General features: G+C 60.9%; 23 protein-coding genes and 1 tRNA gene. 11 read left to right on the plus strand and 13 right to left on the minus strand.

Annotated features, from left to right (window positions below):
- The first annotated feature begins 125 nt into the window (after positions 1–125).
- The 3 genes from ACZ6YA_RS16570 (at position 126) to ACZ6YA_RS16580 (ending at position 4,380) form a co-directional block, all read left to right on the plus strand.
- Positions 126–202: transfer RNA gene (locus ACZ6YA_RS16570), tRNA-Met, on the plus strand.
- A 246-nt stretch (positions 203–448) separates the two neighbouring features.
- Positions 449–3,091 carry a bifunctional lysylphosphatidylglycerol flippase/synthetase MprF gene (gene mprF / locus ACZ6YA_RS16575; RefSeq protein WP_465898193.1) on the plus strand — a complete coding sequence of 881 codons (2,643 nt, stop codon included), beginning with the start codon at positions 449–451 and terminating at the stop codon, positions 3,089–3,091.
- Positions 3,091–4,380: a virulence factor family protein gene (locus tag ACZ6YA_RS16580; RefSeq protein ID WP_465898195.1), complete on the plus strand. Its 1,290-nt coding sequence runs from the start codon at positions 3,091–3,093 to the stop codon at positions 4,378–4,380. The genes mprF and ACZ6YA_RS16580 overlap by 1 nt, the downstream gene beginning before the upstream one ends.
- 143 nt (positions 4,381–4,523) lie before the next feature.
- On the opposite strand, the gene ACZ6YA_RS16585 is transcribed toward ACZ6YA_RS16580, so the two are convergent.
- Positions 4,524–6,434 (minus strand): potassium transporter Kup, encoded by a 1,911-nt coding sequence (locus tag ACZ6YA_RS16585; protein ID WP_465898196.1) that lies wholly within the window; start codon positions 6,432–6,434, stop codon positions 4,524–4,526.
- A gap of 236 nt (positions 6,435–6,670) precedes the next feature.
- Here ACZ6YA_RS16585 and rimO point away from each other — a divergent pair, with 236 nt between their 5' ends.
- From rimO to tsaA, 5 genes are all read left to right on the plus strand, one after another.
- On the plus strand, positions 6,671–8,002 hold the full coding sequence (rimO, locus tag ACZ6YA_RS16590) for a 30S ribosomal protein S12 methylthiotransferase RimO (protein WP_387528544.1): 1,332 nt from the start codon (positions 6,671–6,673) through the stop codon (positions 8,000–8,002).
- Positions 8,003–8,091: 89 nt separating this feature from the next.
- On the plus strand, positions 8,092–8,547 hold the full coding sequence (locus tag ACZ6YA_RS16595; protein WP_465898197.1) for a GNAT family N-acetyltransferase: 456 nt from the start codon (positions 8,092–8,094) through the stop codon (positions 8,545–8,547).
- A gap of 98 nt (positions 8,548–8,645) precedes the next feature.
- Positions 8,646–9,359: an rRNA pseudouridine synthase gene (locus ACZ6YA_RS16600; RefSeq protein WP_465898198.1), complete on the plus strand. Its 714-nt coding sequence runs from the start codon at positions 8,646–8,648 to the stop codon at positions 9,357–9,359.
- A 47-nt stretch (positions 9,360–9,406) separates the two neighbouring features.
- Entirely contained in the window at positions 9,407–9,868 is a 462-nt protein-coding gene (locus tag ACZ6YA_RS16605; protein WP_465898199.1) for a YehS family protein, read from the plus strand.
- Between the two features lie 6 nt (positions 9,869–9,874).
- A complete protein-coding gene (gene tsaA, locus ACZ6YA_RS16610; RefSeq protein ID WP_465898200.1) occupies positions 9,875–10,567 on the plus strand; it encodes a tRNA (N6-threonylcarbamoyladenosine(37)-N6)-methyltransferase TrmO in 693 nt (230 codons plus the stop codon).
- Positions 10,568–10,634: 67 nt separating this feature from the next.
- Here tsaA and fpr read toward each other — a convergent pair whose 3' ends face one another.
- Positions 10,635–11,414: a ferredoxin-NADP reductase gene (gene fpr / locus ACZ6YA_RS16615; protein ID WP_274906921.1), complete on the minus strand. Its 780-nt coding sequence runs from the start codon at positions 11,412–11,414 to the stop codon at positions 10,635–10,637.
- Between the two features lie 117 nt (positions 11,415–11,531).
- On the opposite strand from fpr, the gene finR reads away from it, so the two are divergent.
- Positions 11,532–12,458 carry a LysR family transcriptional regulator FinR gene (gene finR / locus ACZ6YA_RS16620; RefSeq protein ID WP_465898201.1) on the plus strand — a complete coding sequence of 309 codons (927 nt, stop codon included), beginning with the start codon at positions 11,532–11,534 and terminating at the stop codon, positions 12,456–12,458.
- Here finR and ACZ6YA_RS16625 read toward each other — a convergent pair.
- From ACZ6YA_RS16625 to ACZ6YA_RS16635, 3 genes are all read right to left on the minus strand, one after another.
- On the minus strand, positions 12,455–12,817 hold the full coding sequence (locus ACZ6YA_RS16625; RefSeq protein WP_008094698.1) for a diacylglycerol kinase: 363 nt from the start codon (positions 12,815–12,817) through the stop codon (positions 12,455–12,457). The two genes, finR and ACZ6YA_RS16625, sit on opposite strands and share 4 nt — an antisense overlap.
- Before the next feature lie 73 nt (positions 12,818–12,890).
- A complete protein-coding gene (gene erdR, locus ACZ6YA_RS16630; RefSeq protein ID WP_152956425.1) occupies positions 12,891–13,541 on the minus strand; it encodes a response regulator transcription factor ErdR in 651 nt (216 codons plus the stop codon).
- Between the two features lie 68 nt (positions 13,542–13,609).
- The gene (locus ACZ6YA_RS16635) at positions 13,610–14,320 is read right to left on the minus strand and encodes a tRNA-uridine aminocarboxypropyltransferase (RefSeq protein WP_465898202.1); all 711 of its coding nucleotides are present in this window, start codon (positions 14,318–14,320) and stop codon (positions 13,610–13,612) included.
- Positions 14,321–14,517: 197 nt separating this feature from the next.
- Here ACZ6YA_RS16635 and ACZ6YA_RS16640 point away from each other — a divergent pair, with 197 nt between their 5' ends.
- Positions 14,518–14,937, plus strand: coding sequence for a quorum-sensing-regulated virulence factor family protein (locus ACZ6YA_RS16640; protein WP_465898203.1), 420 nt, complete (start codon positions 14,518–14,520; stop codon positions 14,935–14,937).
- On the opposite strand, the gene ACZ6YA_RS16645 is transcribed toward ACZ6YA_RS16640, so the two are convergent.
- Entirely contained in the window at positions 14,938–15,141 is a 204-nt protein-coding gene (locus ACZ6YA_RS16645) for a hypothetical protein (RefSeq protein WP_465898204.1), read from the minus strand. It lies immediately after the preceding gene.
- A 289-nt stretch (positions 15,142–15,430) separates the two neighbouring features.
- Here ACZ6YA_RS16645 and ACZ6YA_RS16650 point away from each other — a divergent pair, with 289 nt between their 5' ends.
- Positions 15,431–16,549 (plus strand): LOG family protein, encoded by a 1,119-nt coding sequence (locus tag ACZ6YA_RS16650; RefSeq protein WP_465898205.1) that lies wholly within the window; start codon positions 15,431–15,433, stop codon positions 16,547–16,549.
- Between the two features lie 6 nt (positions 16,550–16,555).
- Here the strand turns inward: ACZ6YA_RS16650 and recX are convergent, their stop codons facing one another.
- From recX to ACZ6YA_RS16685, 7 genes are all read right to left on the minus strand, one after another.
- Positions 16,556–17,023 (minus strand): recombination regulator RecX, encoded by a 468-nt coding sequence (gene recX / locus ACZ6YA_RS16655; RefSeq protein ID WP_465898206.1) that lies wholly within the window; start codon positions 17,021–17,023, stop codon positions 16,556–16,558.
- Positions 17,024–17,040: 17 nt separating this feature from the next.
- Positions 17,041–18,108, minus strand: coding sequence for a recombinase RecA (gene recA / locus ACZ6YA_RS16660; protein WP_465898207.1), 1,068 nt, complete (start codon positions 18,106–18,108; stop codon positions 17,041–17,043).
- A 103-nt stretch (positions 18,109–18,211) separates the two neighbouring features.
- A complete protein-coding gene (locus ACZ6YA_RS16665; protein ID WP_465898208.1) occupies positions 18,212–18,694 on the minus strand; it encodes a CinA family protein in 483 nt (160 codons plus the stop codon).
- Between the two features lie 70 nt (positions 18,695–18,764).
- Complete coding sequence (locus tag ACZ6YA_RS16670) at positions 18,765–19,325, minus strand: hypothetical protein (protein WP_465898209.1); 561 nt, start codon at positions 19,323–19,325, stop codon at positions 18,765–18,767.
- A 111-nt stretch (positions 19,326–19,436) separates the two neighbouring features.
- Positions 19,437–19,784 carry a phage holin family protein gene (locus ACZ6YA_RS16675; RefSeq protein WP_465898210.1) on the minus strand — a complete coding sequence of 116 codons (348 nt, stop codon included), beginning with the start codon at positions 19,782–19,784 and terminating at the stop codon, positions 19,437–19,439.
- A gap of 169 nt (positions 19,785–19,953) precedes the next feature.
- A complete protein-coding gene (locus tag ACZ6YA_RS16680; RefSeq protein ID WP_465898211.1) occupies positions 19,954–20,700 on the minus strand; it encodes a LexA family transcriptional regulator in 747 nt (248 codons plus the stop codon).
- Positions 20,701–20,747: 47 nt separating this feature from the next.
- Positions 20,748–21,815 carry a hypothetical protein gene (locus ACZ6YA_RS16685; RefSeq protein ID WP_465898212.1) on the minus strand — a complete coding sequence of 356 codons (1,068 nt, stop codon included), beginning with the start codon at positions 21,813–21,815 and terminating at the stop codon, positions 20,748–20,750.
- Positions 21,816–21,893 lie beyond the last annotated feature (78 nt).

Consider the following 21,893-nt stretch of genomic DNA (forward strand, 5'->3'; position numbering starts at 1 on the left):
TAGGCCACTGTTAACGCAGTGGCCTTTTTCTTTGGCCTGGAAAAAGCAGGCCCTACAGGAATATTGCACGATCACGATTTAGTGCTTGACCCCTCAGCTCTAAGCTGTAGAATGCGCACCTCTGACGCGGGATGGAGCAGTCTGGTAGCTCGTCGGGCTCATAACCCGAAGGTCGTCGGTTCAAATCCGGCTCCCGCAACCATATTCGTCAGAACAAACCCCGCCTGTGTAACAGCAGCGCGGGGTTTGTTGTTTTTCGTCGACTGAAAACCTTTGCTGTATCGGCCAGCCCTCGAGTTTGAGAGGTCGTCCTCTGGATGAACTATCTTTAACCGTGCCGGACGACTGAAAGTCATGTTGCCCGGAGTAATATCTGGATACGTTTCCAAAGGGACTTTCACTTGGCCGCACCTTCCCCTCACCTCGCGCTGAAAGCCCGAGGTAACTCATGACTTCCCAGAACCCAGCCCCCCAGGAGCCACTCGCCTCGGCATTGCCTGTAGCCGCGCAGCGTCTGCCCTGGCTGGAGCGCCTGAGCCGTTACCGCCAACCCATCGGCCTCGGCGTGACCCTGGTGCTGTTCGCCATGGCCCTGATTGCCTGCCGCCACTTACTGAGCGAATTAGACATCTATGCGCTGCACGATGCCATGCTCAGCGTGCCAGCCCAATCACTGATCGGCGCCTTGCTGGCGACGGTCATCGGGTTTGTGATCCTGCTCGGTTACGAATGGTCGGCCAGTCGTTATGCCGCGGTGAAGTTGCCTGCCCGGACACTAGTATTCGGCGGCTTCAGCGCGTTCGCCATCGGTAACGCCATCGGCCTGTCGATGCTCTCTGGCGGTTCGGTGCGTTATCGCCTGTACGCTCGCCAAGGCCTAGGCGCCGCCGAAGTCGCGCGCATGACAGTGTTTGCCAGCCTGTCACTGGGTTGCGCCCTGCCCCCGCTGGCAGCGCTTGCCACCTTGAGCAACCTGCCCGCCGCCGCAACGGCCCTGCGTTTGCCCGCGAGCGTACTGGCCGGGATCGCCGTTGCCGTGCTGGCCCTGTCGGCCGTGCTGGTGATCGGGCTGTATCGCCGACGGTTGCCAGATCAGCCCTTGACCGACAGCCTGCTGGTGCAGATCGGTCGGCGCACCTTGCGCCTGCCCGGCGCGCGGCTGACGGCACTGCAACTGGTCATCACCGCACTGGACGTTGTTGCCGCTGCTACCGTGCTCTATCTGCTGCTGCCAGAAGCCCCGCCATTCGGCGCGTTCATCCTGGTCTACCTGCTGGCGCTGGCCGCTGGCGTGCTCAGCCATGTGCCAGGCGGGGTCGGGGTCTTCGAAGCGATCTTGCTGGCTGCCTTCGCCGACCAGCTGGGCGCCGCGCCACTGGCCGCCGCCCTGCTGCTGTACCGCTTGATCTACGTAGTACTGCCACTGCTGCTGGCGTGCGCACTGCTGCTGGGCAACGAGGCTAAGCGTCTGCTGTTCGCACAGCAGGCGATCAAGGCCGCCTCCGGGCTGGCCGCGCCAATCCTGGCGATCCTCGTGTTTCTCTCCGGCGTGGTACTGCTGTTCTCGGGCGCTACACCCGAGATCGACACCCGCCTGGAGCACATGGGTTTCCTTGTGCCACACCGCCTGATCGACGCCTCGCACTTCGGCGCCAGCCTGATCGGCGTGTTGTGCCTGTTGCTGGCTCAGGGCCTGCGTCGCCGGCTTTCCGCGGCCTGGTTACTGACCACCGTGCTGTTGCTGGTGGGTGCCCTGCTGTCGTTGCTCAAAGGCTTCGACTGGGAAGAAGCCAGCCTGCTGATCTGCACCGCCGCCCTGCTCGCCTTGTTCCGCCGTTCATTCTATCGGCCAAGCCGGCTACTGGAGCTGCCGTTCTCACCGGTATACCTGGTGGCCAGCGCCTGCGTGGTCGGCGCTTCAGTATGGCTTTTGTTATTCGCCTACCAGGACGTGCCGTACAGTCACCAGCTGTGGTGGCAGTTCACCCTCGACGCCGATGCCCCCCGTGGCCTGCGCGCAGCCATGGGCAGCGCAGTGCTGCTGGTGATCGTCGCCCTCACCTGGCTGCTGCGCACCGCCCGCCCGGTCATTCACCTGCCCGATGGCGAAGAGCTGCAGCGTGCCAACCGTATCCTGCTGGCGTCCGAGCAACCCGATGGCGGCCTTGCCCTGACCGGTGACAAGGCGCTGTTGTTCCACCCAAGCGACAACGCCTTCCTCATGTATGCCCGCCGTGGCCGTAGCCTGGTGGCGCTGTACGACCCCATCGGCCCGGCCCAGGAGCGCGCCGAGATGATCTGGCAGTTCCGCGACCTGTGCGACTTGCACCACGCCCGCCCGGTCTTCTACCAGGTACGCGCGGAGAACCTGCCGTTCTACATGGACATTGGCCTGTCCGCCCTCAAGCTCGGCGAGGAAGCCCGGGTCGACCTGCGCCGCTTCGACCTCGAAGCCAAGGGCAAGGAAATGAAAGACCTGCGTTATACCTGGAACCGTGGCGGACGCGATGGCCTGAGCCTGGAGATCCACGAACCGGGCGAGGCGCCCCTGGCCGAACTCAAGGAAATATCCGACGCCTGGCTGGGCGGCAAGAACGTGCGCGAAAAGGGCTTTTCGCTGGGACGCTTCAGCCCCGAGTACCTGCAACACTTCCGCATTGCCCTGATCCGCTTCCAGGGCCGGCCGGTGGCGTTTGCCAACTTGCTGGAAACCCATGTCAACGAGCTGGCCAGTCTCGACCTGATGCGCGCCCACCCCGAGGCGCCGAAGCTGACCATGGAATTCATGATGATCGGCCTGATCCTGCACTACAAAAGCCATGACTACGGGCGCTTCAGCCTGGGTATGGTCCCGCTTTCCGGCCTGCAGCCACGGCGTGGCGCACCTCTGACTCAACGCTTGGGCTCCATGGTGTTCCGCCGCGGCGAACAGCTTTACAACTTCCAGGGCCTGCGGCGCTTCAAGGACAAGTTCCAGCCGGACTGGGAACCTCGTTACATGGCCGTGCCAGCCGGGCTCGACCCGTTGGTGGCACTGGCCGACACCGCCGCCCTGATTGCAGGCGGCCTGACTGGATTGGTGAAACGTTGATGATCCGACGCTATTGGCAGTACATCTTGATCCCCTTGCTCGTGGCCGCCCTCGCCGGTGCCGCTGCCTTCTGGCTATGGACGCGCCCGGCCCCCGACGCTCGCCTGGAGCAACTGAGCCTCAATGACATCAGCATCACCCGAGTCACGCCCGGCGTCCACGCCAAGGCCCGGGTCGCCATCGGCGTGCCCGTGGACCAAGCCCTGACCGACAAGCAGCTGCTGGACCTGAGCCAGGCTGGCGAAGCTCAACTGGTGCAGGTCATCCTGCCACCTGGCGACTGCAGCAAGCAGCAGCAGGCAATGGACCAGGCGCAAGGCCTGCTGGCTGACAAGCCGACCCTGGTCGCCGGTATAGGCCCAGGTGCTGCCCAAGCCTGGCGCTGGCTTGCCGCGCAGACGGACGAAAAGGCCCGCGCCATCTCCGTCGACTTCAACGTCGAGCAACCCGGCTGCGCTGCCCTGCCAAAATCCGCCGCCCATGGCCATTGGAATGTCGCCTGGAACGACAACCCGGACGACGCCAGCGCCGCCTTCGTGCGCGACCAGACCAATGCCGAAACCAGCATCAGCGACTACGACATCCATCTGCCGCAAGTGCTCAAAGCGCAGCTGACCCAGGCGCTGGTCGGCCGAGATGGCAATGCTCTGGCCATCCCGGTGGTGGAAGTACCCGCCGGACAGACCACCGACACCGTGACCCTGTTCCTCTCCGGTGACGGCGGCTGGCGCGACCTGGACCGCGACGTGGCGGGTGAAATGGCCAAGCTCGGTTATCCGGTCGTCGGCATCGATACCCTGCGTTATTACTGGCAGCACAAGACCCCCGAGCAAAGTGCCGCCGACCTTTCGGAACTGATGCAGCACTATCGTCAGAAATGGGGCACCAAGCGCTTTGTACTGACCGGTTATTCGTTTGGTGCCGACGTGCTGCCGGCGATTTACAACCGCCTGCCGGCCGAAGACCAGCAGCGTATCGACGCCGTGATGCTGTTGGCCTTCGCCCGCAGCGGCAGCTTCGAGATCGAAGTCGAGGGCTGGCTGGGCAAAGAAGGCCAGGAAGCGCCTACCGGACCGGAAATGGCCAAGCTGCCGTCCTCAAAAGTAGTCTGCGTGTATGGCCTGGAAGAGGCCGACGAAAGCGGTTGTACCGACAAGACCGCCGTAGGTGAGCGCATGAAGTTGCCAGGTGGGCACCACTTCGACGAGAACTACCCGGCGCTGGCCAAACGCTTGATTGGCGAGATCGAGACCCGCCAGGGCAAGTCCAGCGTGGCGGAGCAGAATTGAGCTGAACCGGGGGGCTGCTTTGCAGCCCATTCGCGGGGCAAGCCCGCTCCCACAGATACATCACAGTTTTCGAGTTCAGTGGATTTGAATCTGTGGGAGCGGGCTGGCCCCGCGAAAGGGCCGCAAAGCGGCCCCAAGTTCGGTCAGATCTCGACCTGTGTCCCCAGCTCGATCACCCGGTTGAGCGGCAGATTGAAGAAGCGCAGATTACCGTTGGCATTCTTCAGCAAGAAGGCAAACAAATTCCCCCGCCAGCGCGACATCCCTTCCAGACGCGTTGCGATCACCGTTTCACGGCTGAGAAAGTAGGTCGTGCGCATCGGGCTGAAATCCAGCTCGTCCAGATGGCACAGTTTCAGCGCCGCCGGCACGTCCGGTTCATCCATGAAGCCAAAGTGCAGCAAGACGCGGAAAAAGCCATCACCAAAGGCCTCCACCTCGAAGCGCTTGTGCTCCGGTACCCGCGGCTGATCTTCACTAACCACCGTCAACAGCACCACCTGGCTGTGCAGTACCTGGTTGTGCAACATGTTGTGCAGCAGCGCATGGGGCACTGCATTCGGTCGCGCGGTAAGAAACACGGCTGTACCTTCGACGCGGTGCGGCGGCTGCAGGTGGATGCTACTGATGAACAAGTCTAGCGGCAGCCCGCCCTCATCGATGCGCTCGACGAGGATTTGCTTGCCACGTTTCCAGGTGCTCATCAGCAGGAACAGCACACCGCCTGCCAGCACCGGGAACGCCCCACCTTGGACGATTTTCGGCACGTTGGCGGCGAAGAACAGCCCGTCGACGAAGAGAAAACCCAGCAGGATCGGCACCGCCAGCACCGGCGGCCATTTCCACAACAGCAACATCACCGACGCTACCAGGATGGTGGTCATCAGCATGGTGCCGGTGACCGCCACGCCATAAGCCGCAGCCAGCGCGCCGGAAGACTCGAAGCCGATCACCAGCAGCACCACGCCGACCATCAGCGTCCAATTTACCGCTGCAATATAGATCTGACCCTGCTCATCGCTGGAGGTGTGCTGGATCTGCATGCGCGGAATGTAGCCAAGCTGGATGGCCTGGCGAGTCAGGGAGAAGGCCCCCGAGATCACCGCCTGCGAAGCGATCACCGTGGCCATGGTCGCCAGCCCCACCAGCGGCAGCAGCGCCCAACCCGGCGCCAGCAGGTAGAACGGGTTGCGCGCAGCATCGGGGTTTTGCAGCAGGATCGCGCCCTGGCCGAAATAGTTGAGCACCAACGCCGGCAGCACCAAGGCGAACCAGGCGCGGGCGATCGGCTTGCGCCCGAAGTGGCCCATGTCGGCATACAGCGCCTCGGCCCCGGTCAAAGCCAGCACCACCGCGCCTAGAATCGCCACGCCCATGCCTGGGTGAACGATGAAGAAGTTAACTGCCCAGCCCGGGTTGAACGCCTTCAGCACTTCCGGGCTCTGCGAGATGCCATGCACGCCCAGCGCGCCGAGCACCACGAACCAGGTGACCATGATCGGGCCGAACAGCTTGCCGATCTTCTCGGTGCCGTGCTTTTGTACCAGGAACAGCGCCACCAGCACCACCAGCGAAATCGGCACCACCCAGTGGTCGATACCTTCGAACGCCAGGCCCATGCCCTCCACCGCCGACAACACCGACACCGCCGGGGTGATCATGCTATCGCCATAGAACAGCGAAGCGCCGATCAGCCCGCAGATGACCATCAACGTGCGCAAGCGCGGATAGGCCGCCGTGGCCCGTCGGGCAAGTGCGGTCAGGGCCATGGTGCCGCCTTCACCTCCGTTGTCGGCGCGCAGGATGAACATCACGTACTTGAACGACACCACCCACAGCAACGACCAGAGGATCAGCGAAAGGATCCCCAGCACCCCGTCATGGTTGACCGGCACTCCGTAACCGCCGCTAAAGACTTCTTTGAGGGTGTAGAGCGGGCTCGTCCCGATATCGCCATAGACCACCCCAACAGCTGCCACCAGCAGGCCCAGCGACCTGGCCGCGCCTTGCTTTCCCGCCTGCCCGCCCTCGGTGTGACTGCTTGCCTGAACCATCGACCACTCCCGCAAACGGCCATCGAGGCCGGTAGAATTCACACGCGCGCCGGGGCATCGCTGACCCACTGAGGCAACGGCGCGAAGCATAGCGCAGCGTTCGTCGCATTTGTGCTGGTCAAGCGACCGTGCGCTCGCTAGAATTGCGCACTTTTTGATCAGAGGCGCCAAAAAGCGCCCGTCAAGACCGCCGCCGTTTCCGGCCGTGCGGCCTGCATTCAATACCGAGGTTAGTCATGTCCACCACTCCCGCCACCCCCAAGGTAGGATTCGTCAGCCTGGGCTGCCCGAAAGCCCTGGTCGATTCCGAGCGCATTCTGACCCAGCTGCGCATGGAAGGTTATGAAGTCGTGCCCACCTACGAGGACGCCGACGTGGTGGTGGTCAACACCTGCGGCTTCATCGACAGCGCCAAAGCCGAGTCGCTGGAAGTGATCGGCGAAGCGATCAAGGAAAACGGCAAGGTCATCGTCACCGGCTGCATGGGTGTCGAGGAAGGCAGCATTCGTGACGTGCACCCGAGCGTGCTGTCGGTCACTGGCCCCCAGCAGTACGAGCAGGTGGTCAATGCCGTCCACGAAGTGGTGCCACCGCGCCAGGACCACAACCCGCTGATCGACCTGGTGCCGCCACAGGGCGTCAAGCTGACTCCGCGCCATTACGCCTACCTGAAGATTTCCGAAGGCTGCAACCACAGCTGCAGCTTCTGCATCATCCCGTCTATGCGCGGCAAGCTGGTCAGCCGCCCGGTTGGTGAAGTGCTGAGCGAGGCCGAGCGCCTGGTCAAGGCCGGCGTCAAGGAGATCTTGGTGATCTCCCAGGACACCAGCGCCTACGGCGTCGACGTCAAGTACAAGACCGACTTCTGGAACGGCCGCCCGGTCAAGACCCGCATGCTCGAACTGTGCGAGGCGCTGAGCAGTCTCGGCGCCTGGGTCCGCTTGCACTATGTCTACCCCTACCCGAACGTCGACGACGTGATCCCACTGATGGCCGCCGGCAAGATCCTGCCCTACCTGGACATCCCGTTCCAGCACGCCAGCCCGAAAGTGCTGAAATCCATGAAGCGTCCAGCCTTCGAAGACCGCACCCTGGCGCGTATCAAGAATTGGCGCGAGCAGTGCCCGGAACTGGTGATCCGTTCGACCTTCATCGTCGGCTTCCCGGGCGAAACCGAAGAAGACTTCCAGTACCTGCTGGACTGGCTGACCGAAGCTCAGCTCGACCGCGTCGGCTGCTTCCAGTACTCGCCGGTCGAAGGCGCCCCCGCCAACGACCTGGGTCTCGAAGAAGTGCCGGATGATGTCAAGCAAGCGCGCTGGGACCGCTTCATGGCCCACCAGCAGGCCATCAGCAGTGCGCGTTTGCAGCTGCGCATCGGCAAGGAAATCGAAGTGCTGATCGACGAAGTTGAAGAGCAAGGCTCGGTAGGCCGCAGCTTCTTCGACGCACCGGAAATCGACGGCAGCGTGTTCATCGATGGCGACCACGGCTTCAAACCAGGCGACAAGGTCCGTTGCCGCGTGGTCGATGCCGACGAATACGACATGTGGGCCGAGCCTGTCTGAGGCTTGGAATGACATGATCAAGCCCCGCCCACTGGCGGGGCTTTTTTTTGCATCTATGGTTTCCTCAATAGCCATCGAGGAACACTGGCATGCATTCGGCCTTGACGCTGCAAACGCCCCACCTGAGCGACTATCCAGCGCTGGTTCAGGTCTGGGAAGACTCGGTGCGCGCGACCCACGATTTCCTGCCGGATGCCTACATCGTGCTGCTGCGTGAGCATGTGCTGCACAAATACCTCGACGCGGTCATGCTGGTGTGCTGCAAAGACCGTCAGGGTATCTGTGGCTTCGCTGGAGTCGCCAATGGCCGCGTGGACATGCTGTTCGTTACACCGCAGTACCGTGGCCGAGGGGTCGGCAAGCGTCTGCTGCGCTATGCCATCGATGAGCTGAATGCCGAATACCTGGATGTAAACGAGCAAAATCCGCAAGCGTTGGGCTTCTACTTGCACGAAGGTTTCAAAGTGATCGGCCGCTCGGAAACCGACGGTTTGGGGCAGCCTTATCCATTGCTACACATGAAATTAATTCCTACATCAATTTAGGAATACTCCGAAATGGCGCATTTGACATAGATTTACGTCATGAACTGCGCATGGGCAGGTACAATGTAAGACTTTTCCAGCCTTGCGAATTGCCCGCCATGTCCGAACCCATCCGCCTGTCCAAACGCCTCATCGAGCAGCTCGGTTGCTCCCGCCGTGAGGCCGAGCTGTATATCGAAGGGGGCTGGGTCACGGTCGATGGCGTGGTAGTCGAACAGCCTCAGTTCAAGGTCGAGAACCAGGCTGTCGCATTGTTGCCCGGCGCCACCGCCGAGGCGCTGGAGCCGGTTACCCTGCTGCTTAACCAGCCGGCCGGCATCGATACCGACAGCGCCCGCGACAGCATGAGCATGGCCAGTCTGAGCGAAGCGCACCGCGAAGGTGTGCGACCGCTGCACGGGCATTTCGCCCGGTTGACCTGTTCGGCCCCGCTAGAGCGCGGCGCCAGCGGCCTCCAGGTGTTCACCCAGGACTGGCGGGTGACCCGCAAGATCGACGCCGACCTACGCCGCCTGGAACAGGAATACATCATCGAAGTGCGTGGTGAAACCACGCCCCAAGCGCTTGAGCGCCTGGCGCGCGGCACGGCAGCACGCAATGACCGGGAACTGCCCAAGGCCAAGGCCAGCTGGCAGAACGAAACCCACCTGCGCCTGGCCCTGAAAAACCCGCAACCCGGGCAGATTTCCGAGATATGCGCCTATCTGCGCCTGGAAATACGCAGCATGCGCCGCATCCGCCTGGGCGGTGTGTCCATGGGCAAGCTGGCCGTGGGCCAGTGGCGCTACTTGGCCGGCACCGAACGTTTCTAAGCAATACGCCACGCCGCGGCGTGGCTTCTGAACAGGATTTTGCAGCAATGAACCACAATGATGTCCTGCGCAGCCTGCGCTACATGCTCAAGGTGAACGACGCCAAGATGGCCGAGATCATCGCGCTGTCGGGCCTGGAGGTAAACCCGGTGGTGCTCGCCACTTATCTGAAGAAAGAAGACGAGCCGGGCTTTGTAAGTTGCCCTGAGCGGGTCATGGCGCACTTTCTCGACGGCCTGGTCACCCACCGCCGTGGCAAGGATGACAGCCGTCCGGCGCAGCCTGTCGAGCTGCCGGTGACCAACAACACCGTGCTGAAGAAGCTGCGCGTGGCCTTCGAGCTCAAGGAAGACGACCTGCATGCAATTCTCAAGTCAGTCAACTTCCCGGTGTCCAAGCCCGAGCTCAGCGCGCTGTTCCGCAAAGTCGGCCACGACAACTATCGGCCTTGCGGCGACCAACTGCTGCGCAACTTCCTCAAGGGCCTGACTCTGCGCGTGCGCGGCTGATTGGCCATGCAGCATAGGGTTTCCCCCGTCGGCATCGTGCGCTCCTGCTTCAAGGAAAAATTCGCCATCCCGCGTCAGCCCCAGCTGGCACCGGCAGCACGCGGGGTGCTTGAGCTGCTGCCGCCGTTCGACCAGGGCGATGCCGTCGAGGGGCTGGAGCAGGTCAGCCACGTGTGGCTGCTGTTTCTGTTCCACCAGGCCCTGGAAGACAAACCCCGCTTGAAAGTGCGCCCGCCGCGCCTGGGCGGCAACAAGAGCATGGGCGTGTTCGCCACACGGGCTACCCATCGGCCAAATGGCATCGGCCAGTCGGTGGTCAAGCTGGAGCGCGTGGAACCGGGACGCTTGTTGCTGTCCGGGATCGACCTGCTCGATGGCACGCCGATACTGGATATCAAGCCCTACGTGCCATACGCCGACAGCATCCTCGGGGCGAGCAACCTGATGGCCAGCGATGCGCCTGAGGCAATCGCCGTGCAGTGGAGCGAAAGCGCCCTGCGCCAAGCCCGTGAGCATGCGCTGCGCCTGAGCGAACCACTGGTAGAGTTGATCGAGCAGTGCTTGGCACAAGATCCGCGTCCAGCCTATCAGGTGCCGCCGCCAGAGCGGGTCTACGGGGTGAAGTTCTGGGATGTGCAGGTCCGATGGCACTACCCGCAGCCGGACATGATTCGGGTGCTTGAGGTCGCCGCCGACTGACCACACCTGAATCGCAGGAATAAAAAAACGCAGACCTGAGTCTGCGTTTTTTGTGAGCGCGTTCGCCTTACTTCTCGACGAAGGCACGCTCGATCAGGTAGTCACCCGGCTCGCGCATGCGGGCTGAGACTTTCAGGCCGAAGCTGTCGAGCACTTCGCTGGTCTCGTCGAGCATGCTCGGACTGCCGCAGATCATCGCGCGGTCGTCCTGAGGGTTGATCGGCGGCAGGCCAATGTCGCTGAACAGCTTGCCGCTGCGCATCAGGTCGGTCAGGCGGCCTTGGTTCTCGAACGGCTCACGGGTCACGGTCGGGTAGTAGATCAACTTGTCACGCACCGCCTCACCGAAGAACTCGTTCTGCGGCAGGTGCTCGGTGATGAACTCGCGATAGGCCACTTCGTTCACGTAGCGCACGCCGTGCACCAGGATCACTTTTTCGAAGCGCTCGTAGGTTTCCGGGTCCTGGATGACGCTCATGAATGGCGCCAGGCCAGTGCCGGTGCTCAGCAAGTACAGATGCTTGCCTGGGTTCAGGTCATCGAGTACCAGGGTACCGGTAGGCTTCTTGCTGATGATGATCTCGTCGCCTTCCTTCAGGTGCTGCAACTGAGAAGTCAGCGGGCCGTCTGGCACTTTGATGCTGAAGAATTCCAGGTGCTCTTCCCAGTTCGGCGAGGCGATGGAATAGGCGCGCATGAGCGGGCGGCCAGTTTCCTGCTGCAGGCCGATCATCACGAACTGACCGTTCTCAAAGCGCAGGCCCGGGTCGCGGGTGCACTTGAAGCTGAACAGAGTGTCATTCCAGTGATGCACACTGAGGACACGTTCGTGGTTCATGTTGCTCATCGATGGGGCTCCTGAAGAAAACGCAGCGCGCACAGCGCACAGTTGCGCGATAGTTTAGGGGCAGCGACAATATCTGTTAACTGAATTATCAAGATATGTGTTATCGGTTATATAGATATGCGATTTACACTACGTCAACTACAGGTCTTCGTCGCCGTGGCCCAGCATCAGAGCGTCTCGCGGGCCGCCAGTTTGCTGGCCCTGTCGCAGTCGGCTGCCAGTACGTCAATCACCGAATTGGAGCGCCAGTCGAGTTGCCAGCTGTTCGACCGTGCGGGCAAGCGCCTGGCCCTTAATGCTTTGGGTCATCAATTGCTGCCACAAGCCGTTGCGCTGCTCGACCAGGCCAAGGAAATCGAAGATCTGCTCAACGGCAAGTCCGGTTTTGGCTCGCTGGCCGTCGGCGCCACGCTGACCATCGGCAATTACCTGGCCACCCTGCTGATCGGCAGCTTCATGCAGGTGCACCCGGAAAGCCAGGTAAAGCTGCATGTGCAGAACACTGCACATATCGTGCATCAGGTCGCGCAGTACGAAATTGATCTGGGTCTAATCGAAGGCGACTGCAACCACCCCGACCTTGAAGTGCAGCCTTGGGTCGAGGACGAGCTCGTGGTGTTCTGCGCGCCGCAACATCCACTGGCCCGGCTGGGCCGTGCGGATATCGAAAGCCTGTCGCAGGAAGCCTGGATTCTGCGCGAGCAAGGCTCAGGCACCCGCCTGACCTTCGACCAGGCCATGCGGCACCATCGCGCCAACCTGAACATCCGCCTGGAGCTGGAGCACACCGAAGCGATCAAGCGCGCCGTGGAGTCCGGACTGGGTATCGGCTGCATTTCGCGCCTAGCGCTGCGCGATGCCTTTCGCCGCGGCAGCCTGGTCCCGGTCGATACCCCGGAGCTGGACTTGATGCGCCAGTTCTATTTCATCTGGCACAAACAGAAATACCAGACTTCGGCCATGCGCGAGTTTCTTGAGCTGTGCCGCAACTTTACCGCGGGGGTTACCCGCAGCGATGAAATCGTCTTGCCGCCAATTGCCTAAAGCAGAATCACGCCCCAGACCAGCGCGACCATGGTCAGCGCCACCAGCTGCGCGGCGCTGCCCATGTCTTTGGCATTTTTCGACAGTGGATGGCGCTCCAGCGATATGCGGTCGATGGCCGCCTCCACCGCCGAGTTGAACAGCTCGACGATCAGGCCGAGCAGGCACACAGCGATCATGATCGCCCGCTCCGCACGGCTGACCGGCAGCCAGAAGGCAATCGGAATCAGCAGTACATTGAGCAGTACCAATTGACGGAAGGCAGCCTCACCCTTGAAAGCGGCGCGCAGGCCGTCCAGCGAGTAGCCGGCGGCGTTGAAGATACGTTTGAGGCCGGTCTGGCCTTTGAATGGCGACATGTGCGTCACTTCACCGATGAAAGGCCAGCAGACTAGTTGAAAACGCATCAAAAAAGCGTGAAGACGCAGGTGATTAGCTGCTTGCAACCGATTCAAGTTGTTGCAGCAACAGTGCTGCCTGAGTACGCGTGCGCACCCCCAGCTTACGGAAGATCGCAGTCACATGGGCTTTGATGGTCGCTTCCGACACACTCAGCTCATAGGCGATCTGCTTGTTCAGCAAGCCCTCACAGACCATGGTCAGCACGCGGAACTGCTGGGGCGTGAGGCTGGCCAGGCCTTCGCTTGCGGCTTTGGCCTCGGCCGAAACATCAACCTTCTCGAATGCCTGCGGCGGCCACCAGACCTCGCCATCGAGCACCTTGCGCACTGCATCCTGAATCACTTCCAGGCCGCTGGACTTGGGGATGAAACCACTGGCGCCAAACTCGCGGGACTTGACCACCACGGCCGCCTCTTCCTGGGCCGAGACCATCACTACCGGGATCTGCGGATACTGGCCGCGCAATAGCACCAGCCCGGAGAAGCCGTAGGCACCTGGCATGTTCAGGTCAAGCAGAACCAGGTCCCAATCGGCTTTTTCGCTCAGTCGGGTTTCCAGCTCGGCGATACTGGCTACCTCAACCAGGCGCACATCCGCGCCCAGGCCGAGGGTAACGGCCTGGCGCAAAGCGCTGCGGAACAGCGGGTGGTCATCGGCAATCAGGATTTCGTAAGTGGCCATCGATCTGTGGATCCTGTTCAGTGGCAAGCGCTTCATTATGAACCAAAGCAGGGCTTGTGCCCCTTGGACTATAGGAAGGTATGCAAACGCTGGTGGGTATCGTCCTGTTCGTCCAGCGGCAGACGACGTTTGCCACTGAGATAATGCAGGCTGAATACATCCAGGTAGGCATCCAACGCCTGCGAGGCCTGACTGTCGCCCGCAAGGTCAAGGCACATGGCGGCGACCTCTGCGGTACAGAAGTGATCGTCGCGCTTGGAGCGGCGCAAGCGATAGCGCGACATCTGCTCGGCTTGCAGGCTCAGCACTGGGAAACGCTCAAGATACGGACTCTTGCGGAACATCTTTCTGGCTTCGGTCCAGGTCGCATCCAGCAGGATGAACAACGGGCGCTTGCCTGGCTCGCGTACGACCTCGCTGACCACTCGCTCCTGAGCGACGAATTCGCCGGGGAAGACGATGTACGGCTGCCATTGCGGATCATCAAGCAACGCCAGCAAGCGTTCATCCACCGACGTGCGCAACCAGCCGAAGGCCGAAGTATCTTCGATCAGGTCGGCGATCAGCCAACCTGTATTGGTCGGTTTCAGTGGCTCGGTATCATGCATCAACAGGCATACGCCTGAGTCTGCCTGCACGCGAGGCTTCCAGGCGCACAGGCAATGGGTCGCAATGACCCGGCAGTCGGTACAACGCTCGGCACGTGAACCACGGGCGATGAACGGCTTGATGCTGCGAGCCAGGCGTTCGGCGCGCAGGCGCGCTACCGCATGGCTCATGCTGGCAAACCTAGGGATGGGTGACTGGACACTGCGATAACTCGGAGGAAGCAAAGCGCCAGTCTACCAGAGCTGACATCTTTTGCCGTGCAGGCGGACGGGGTGGTCCCTTATAATCTGCGCTTTGGCGGCCGTTTTCATGGAACGCCAGTCGCCAGCGCATGTCAAAGCGCCAGTCATCGAACCAGGAGAGATTCATGCTGCGTTTTATCGTCCCGACCCTGAGCCTGTTGCTCACCCTGCCCCTGGCAGCCAACGCGGCCTCCAAGCAGGAGTTCGAGCTGAACAAGATGCTGCAGAAGGTCGCCAAGGAAAGCAGCGTCGGTACCCCTCGTGCCATCAATGAAGACATACTCGACCAAGGCTACACGGCCGAAGGTAAGGCTTTGGTCAACCATCTGAGCGTGCGCCCTGAACATGCGGCGCGCATGCAATCAAATCCTGATCAGGTGCGCAGCCAACTGGGTGACAGCGTATGCCGTAACAGCGGCTACCGTAACCTGATGTCCAAAGGGGCAGTAATGGTCTACCGTTTTACCGTCTACAAGACCAATGAGCCCGTCATGGACCAGGCCTTTGACGCTGCCAGTTGCACCGCCGGCAACAAGAAAAAGTAATCAGCTGACCCGTTCGTCCTCCGCGCGCTGCGGCTCTTCGTCGGCGCGCATTTCCGCCAGTAACGCCTTCAGGTAAGGTGACTGGCACTCAGGCGCTGTCAACCGCCGACGGCACTCTTCCTCCAGGCTCACATGGTGAACCTGCGCCGCATTTTCCAGCTGCTGATAAAGCTGCCGGTCTACCTCGATGACCAAGCGATGCATAGCGCCACCTCCTGCATCGACACGTTTCGCTTCTCCAGTTAACCAAACCCTCACCGTCAATGGTCGCACGCCGACGAGCGGCCAAACGAATCCAGCCAGCATGAATGGGCGCGAGGGTCTAGATTGATAGCGAGTACCGACGATAAAACAAACTGCATCATGGCCTTGAAGGCCTACTGCAATGCTCGAGGTACACACTCGAGCCAGAGCAGCCAGCGACGCACGTAGTGTCGCGGCCGAGCCAGGCCATCGGCTCGGTCAGAGGTTTTGCTGCAGAAGGAGACGTTGAATGCCTTACCAACTGAATGAAGCGTTGTTCAATCACTTCAGGGATAGCGGTATCGACCTGAGCAAGATCGATCAGCAACTGCAACTGGTCGCGCCAGACAGCCCCAACTTACCGCTCTACCGCGACATGATGTTGACCGTCTTGCGCATGGCCCACGATGACAGTGACCGTTGGAGTGCCAAGATAACCCTGCAGGCACTGCGCGAACTGGATCACTCCTTCCGCATCCTGCAACGCTACAAGGGCCGTCGCAAAGTCACGGTGTTCGGCTCCGCGCGCACACCGCTTGAACACCCGATGTATGCGCTGGCCCGCGAACTGGGTGCTACCCTGGCACGCTCAGATCTCATGGTCATCACCGGCGCCGGTGGCGGCATTATGGCGGCGGCCCATGAAGGTGCTGGCAGCGATCACAGCCTGGGGTTCAATATCACCCTGCCATTCGAACAGCATGCCAACCCCACGGTGGATGGCACCGATAAGCTGCTGCCCTTCCACTTCTTCTTCATTCGCAAGCTGTTCTTCGTCAAGGAAGCGGACGGTCTGGTGCTCTGCCCCGGTGGTTTCGGCACGCTGGATGAAGCGCTGGAAGTGCTGACGCTGATCCAGACCGGTAAAAGCCCGCTGGTACCGGTGGTCTTACTGGACTCACCAGGTGGCACCTTCTGGAGTGATTGCCTGAAATTCATCAGCAGGCAGCTGGAAGAAAATCGCTACATCTTGCCCACTGACCTCAAGCTGGTGCGTCTGGTACACAGCGCCGACGATGCCGTAGAAGAGATCAACCAGTTCTACAGCAATTATCACTCCAGCCGCTGGCTGAAGAACCAGTTCGTGATACGCATGCACCACCGGCTCAGCGATGCCGCAGTGCAAGAGATCGAGGACGGATTTGCCGATTTGCGCCTCAGCGGCAAATATCACCAGCATGCTGACACTGGCGTGGAACATGAGACAGGCAGTTACAGTCATCTGACTCGCCTGACTTTTGCTTTTAATGGGCGTGATCAGGGGCGCCTGCGGGAGCTGGTGGACTTTATCAATCTTCCGGAAAATTGGGCCAAGCCACAGCCAATGCATACAACGCAGAGAGCTCGCGAAGCATTGAAGGTCAGCTAGGCAAACCTAATCGTATAGATCTCGGCCGCTGAGCAGGCGGCCGATCATGTCCATCGGGAAGCCACGGTAAGCGAGAAAGCGGGTCTGCTGGGCACGGCTGCGGGGGTCATGTGGACGCTCCCCGGCATATTTGCGCTGCCAGGCTTCCTGTAATCGCTCCGCCCAGTCAACACCACTGTCACGCAATGCCTGGTCGATGTCGCCACGATTCAAGCCACGCTGCCCCAATTCCTCGCGAATGCGAGCAGGGCCGTAACCTGCGTTGGATCGGTATCGAATAAAACTTTCCAGATAGCGGGCTTCGCTAAGCAATCCTTCTTCGGCGAGCCGATCGAGCGCGGGCTCAATCAGCTCATCCGAGGCACCGCGCTGACGCAGTTTTCGTGTGAGCTCCACGCGACCATGCTCACGTCGCGCGAGCAGGTCCATGGCTGTCCGTCGAACGGCGACGGGGGTGTCGAGTACAACGGACATAAGCGATCAGGCAGCTATCAATAACCGGCGTCGGCGTCAGCCACGTCGTCGGCTTTGGCGTCGGCTGCAGCAGCCTTGCCGGCTTCGGCAACAGCGCCCGCCTTGAGCAGCTTCTCGCGAATCTGCTTCTCGATCTCGGCACCGATCGCAGGGTTTTCCTGCAGATATTTGGCGGCATTTGCCTTGCCCTGGCCGATCTTGTTGCCTTGGTAGGCGTACCAGGCACCCGACTTCTCGACCAGGCCTTGAGACACGCCCAGGTCGATGATTTCACCGTTACGATAGATGCCCTTGCCGTAGAGAATCTGGAACTCGGCTTGACGGAATGGCGGCGAAACCTTGTTCTTGACGATCTTGACGCGAGTTTCGCTGCCGACCACTTCGTCGCCTTCCTTGACCGCGCCGGTACGGCGAATGTCCAGGCGCACCGAGGCGTAAAACTTCAAGGCGTTACCACCGGTGGTGGTTTCCGGGCTGCCGAACATCACGCCGATCTTCATACGGATCTGGTTGATGAAGATGACCAAGCAGTTGGCGTTCTTGATGTTACCGGTAATCTTGCGCAGCGCCTGGGACATCAGACGGGCCTGCAGACCAACGTGCATGTCACCCATTTCGCCTTCGATTTCGGCCTTGGGTACCAGGGCTGCCACGGAGTCGACGATGATCACGTCTACCGCGTTGGAACGCACCAGCATGTCGGTGATTTCCAGGGCCTGCTCGCCGGTATCCGGCTGCGAAACCAGCAGGTCGTCGACGTTGACGCCCAGCTTGCCAGCGTATTCTGGATCGAGGGCGTGCTCGGCGTCGACGAAGGCGCAGGTAGCGCCGGCCTTCTGGGCTTCGGCGATAACCGACAGGGTCAGCGTGGTTTTACCCGACGATTCCGGGCCGTAGATCTCGACGATACGGCCTTTTGGCAGGCCGCCGATGCCGAGCGCGATATCCAGGCCCAGCGAGCCGGTGGAAATGGCCGGGATTCCGGTGCGCTCATGGTCGCCCATGCGCATGACCGCGCCCTTGCCGAATTGGCGTTCGATCTGACCCAGGGCCGCAGCCAAGGCGCGCTTCTTGTTGTCGTCCATTGAAATCCTCACGTGTTCGACTTGGCCCTGACGGCCGGAATACCTGTATAAGTAGCCAGTATTATTCCACAGCGAAGCGTTTGAGCAAACCCCTGTCGTCGAATTACTCGGCACCAAGCTGTAACAAGCCGTCTAACGCGGCGATCACCGTCTGTCGGCGCACCGTTTCGCGGTCTCCATCGAAGTGGCGGCGCTCACTGGATACTCGGTCGCCATCGGCCCAGGCCAGCCACACGGTACCCACCGGTTTGGCCGGCGAGCCTCCGTCGGGACCGGCCACGCCGCTGACGGCAACGGCGAAGCGCGCGCCGCTGGCAGCCTGGGCGCCACGGGCCATGGCTTCGACCACTTCCTGACTGACGGCGCCGACTTGGTTGAACAGGTTTTCAGAAACCCCAAGCTGACGGGTTTTCTGGGCATTGGAATAGGTCACGTAACCGGCCTCGAACCAGGCCGAACTGCCGGGCACACGGGTGATGGCCTCGGCAATACCCCCGCCGGTGCAGGATTCGGCAGTGGTGACCTGAGCGTTGAAGCGGCGCAGGTGTTCGCCAAGACGGGTGGATAGAGAAGTGATCGGGTCCATGCTCGGTTCCTCATGAAAAATAGCAATAGCCCAGACATCAAGATGCCTGCAGTAGGCCAATCAAACGCAATCAAGTGCTGGCACGGCGCTTCGCCAACAGCCAGGCGGGGTAATGAATGAACAGCACGTACACCCCGAGTAATGCATATTCGAGCACCACCATCATCATGCCGGCGAAAACGGCATACATCAGCCGGCTTTCGCCATAGACGCGGTACTTCGAGCGCCCGCCGGCGAGGTCGTAATAACTGAAATAGTGAAAATAAACCGCTAGGGCAATGGCTATCACCATCGAGGGGAACAGCAGCGCCAACTGGCGTCGCCCCATCGCCAGCAGTTGCTCCGTCGGGCGAGGCCCACGCCTACGCCAGTGCAGGATAAGCACCAGGCCAATAAACGGAGCGGCACCCGCCATGTAATGGGCAGTCAGCTTGGATTGCAGTGGAAATTGCGATGACCAAGGCCCAACCCTGCCCAACAAATGGTGATCAACAAATGTTTCAAGAGCGAACCGAGATTCGTCAGCCGACAGGGCGAACACCCCCAAAGCGATAAGCAAAATGGGAAGTACACTGATCAGCGTGACGCGACCCAGCACCGTTTGTGGCAAGAACATCCTTTTTGACTTCATGCTGCCTCACCCGCTCGCTGGAGTAATTTCTGCGCCCCTGGCCTTATGGGTATCAGGGCCGACTGAATGAACCGACGGGTCTGCTGGATCAACCGGCAGCGGTTATCGAGCTTAACCGCCGTGTTGATCATCAGCCTGGTTCATCTCTGCCAACCCCAACCGCCTGGCTGCCCAACGCTCATAAAGGCGCATCGCAACATCCGCCCCACCCACGGCTGTCAGGCAGCCAAATGCGCTGGCCGCCCAGACGGACAGGCCAGCGGCATACAGCAGCATCCCCATCGATAATCCACAGACCACACAGGCGCCGGAGCGCAGCACCAGCCGACGCAGCAGTGTCCACCCGCTGGCCCCGGCTTTGTCAGCCCGCCACATTTCGCCGCTGAGGCCGGCCAATAATGCGAGAGCGAACGACACCCAAAGCGGCATATCCAGCAACACTTGCTGTTCGCTCATCACGCGCCTGCCTCCTGTTATGGTGCCCGACGGCGTTGACCGACAGGTGAGCTGCGATGAATTGTGAAGCCAAGACAAGGCAGCCAGTCAAATTCAATTTATGCATTTATGCATAAACAGTCAATGCGCGACTTCACATTTCCAGGCAAGGCGGTTTTTACAGGGGCATGCATCAGCGGGCATACATCCCCCACCAGAACACATGTCCGAGCAGGCGTATCTGCTCTTCCTGCATTTGTTGGAAGCTGTAGTCTTCATCGGGGTGCTCATCGCGGTTGAAGCTGCGCAAACGGATACCGATGGGCAGCCGATAGACCTGCTTAACACGCAACTGGCCATTATGGTTAATCGCGTAGAGGTCACCATCGATGATCTCGCCAATCGAGCATTTGCCGGTGTTGACGCCCACCGTCGCGCCGTCGCGCAACACCGGCAGCATGCTGTTGCCACGCACCGTCACGCACTTGGCCTGATCGAACTGCACGCCGTTATGGCGCAAGCTTCGCTTGCCGAAGCGCAGTCGCGCACGCTCGCTTTCTTCGATGACGAATCTTCCTGATCCTGCTGCCAATTCGACCTCGCGAAGAAAGGGGACCGACACCTCGTCGTCTTCGACGGGCGTTTCATCGTCCCACAGGCTGATGTCGCTGAGGTGCGCATGGCCGCGCGCCGACAACACCGACTCGCGCCATGCGCCTAAGCCGGCACGGCCACGCAACTGCTCGGTGCTGACACCGAAGTACTCGGCGAGCTTCGACACGTGCTTATCAGAAGGGTCGACGATCTTCTCGCTGAGGATCCGCGACAGGGTAGATTGAGGCACACCCGTACGCCGATGCAGCTCTGTCGGTGACAGGCCGTGACGGTCGAGCAGCTCTTTGAGGACTGTGGCTACATTGCGTTTTTGCATAGCATGCATAATGCAAGCACTCAGCAGCAAAAGCAATGCATTGCCGAGTTACCGCATCACCCCGCTTTCAGGCTTTCCCGGACGATTGCACTGAATGCACGTTCGTCTTGCCGGCCCAGTCGCGGCAACCCTTGCGGCCACTCGCTCGACCAATCGAGCGTGTCGATCCGTCGCATGTCCTCGATCGCTGAACGCCACCAGATCACTTTGCAGGCACGTTGATAGGCGTCGCCGCCAATGGCGCTGCCATATAACAACTTGCGGCCGACGCCACGCAACTCCGGCGGCACGCGTTTGAGGCTCCACTTCACCGCGAGCCGGCCCACCCAGGAAGGTACCGGGCGCTGCATCGGCACCTTGAGGGCTTGCCGGCACATGCTCGGCTCGAAGCGGTCACCGCTGCGGCCGAAGAAAATCTCCAGGATGGCGTGGATGTACTGCTTCATTGCGTAGTAGTGGCTGATCACCCCACGCGCTTGATTGATGTGCTTACCGTGCAACTCGAACGAAAAGGCGATCTGCTCGATGGTATGCAGAGCCGATGCATAGGGCGTCCAGGCGTCGATGCGCTGGATGGCACGCTCGGCGACCCCGGCGTTTTCAAGGGCAAAGCCCATGACGCCACTGTTGCACAGCAGCAAGTCCTCTGTCGGTGCGTCACCAGACAACGCGAGTCCACGGGTAAACGCCGAGTAATAGGCACTTTGCGACGCCTCGGCCCAACTCATCTCGACCTCGTCGACCAGAAAATGCTCGGCATCCACTTGCTTGAACAGCTTGTGCGGTGCTTGCAGGAACACCGTATCGGTATCAATGAAGACGGTCTTTTCTGCCCAAGCGGAGGCATGCGCGATGGCACAGGCCTTGCGTCGATGGGTATAGCCGCCGTTGCCCGTCCAGTCTTCGAGCAATTGCGCATCCAGCGCCACCACCTCCACGGGCCAGCCCTCGAACGCCTGTGGCTGATCGGTCAGCACGCGGATCACCGGCAGTTCCCCCGGCTTGCTGCGGGCAATTGCAGTGAGGATGCTGAATTTGGCTTCAAGCTGATAGATGCGGCGCTGACCATAAAGCAGATAGATCAGTTGCTGCTTAACGAAGGAGGTGCTGCTGTGCACGTTCATCACACATCTGCCGGAGCAGGCTCGCCGAGGGGCGCACATTGTAGTGAAGTGGTGGGGGCTTCACCACCATTGCCCGCC

The organism is Pseudomonas sp. NPDC090752, assembly GCF_055584805.1.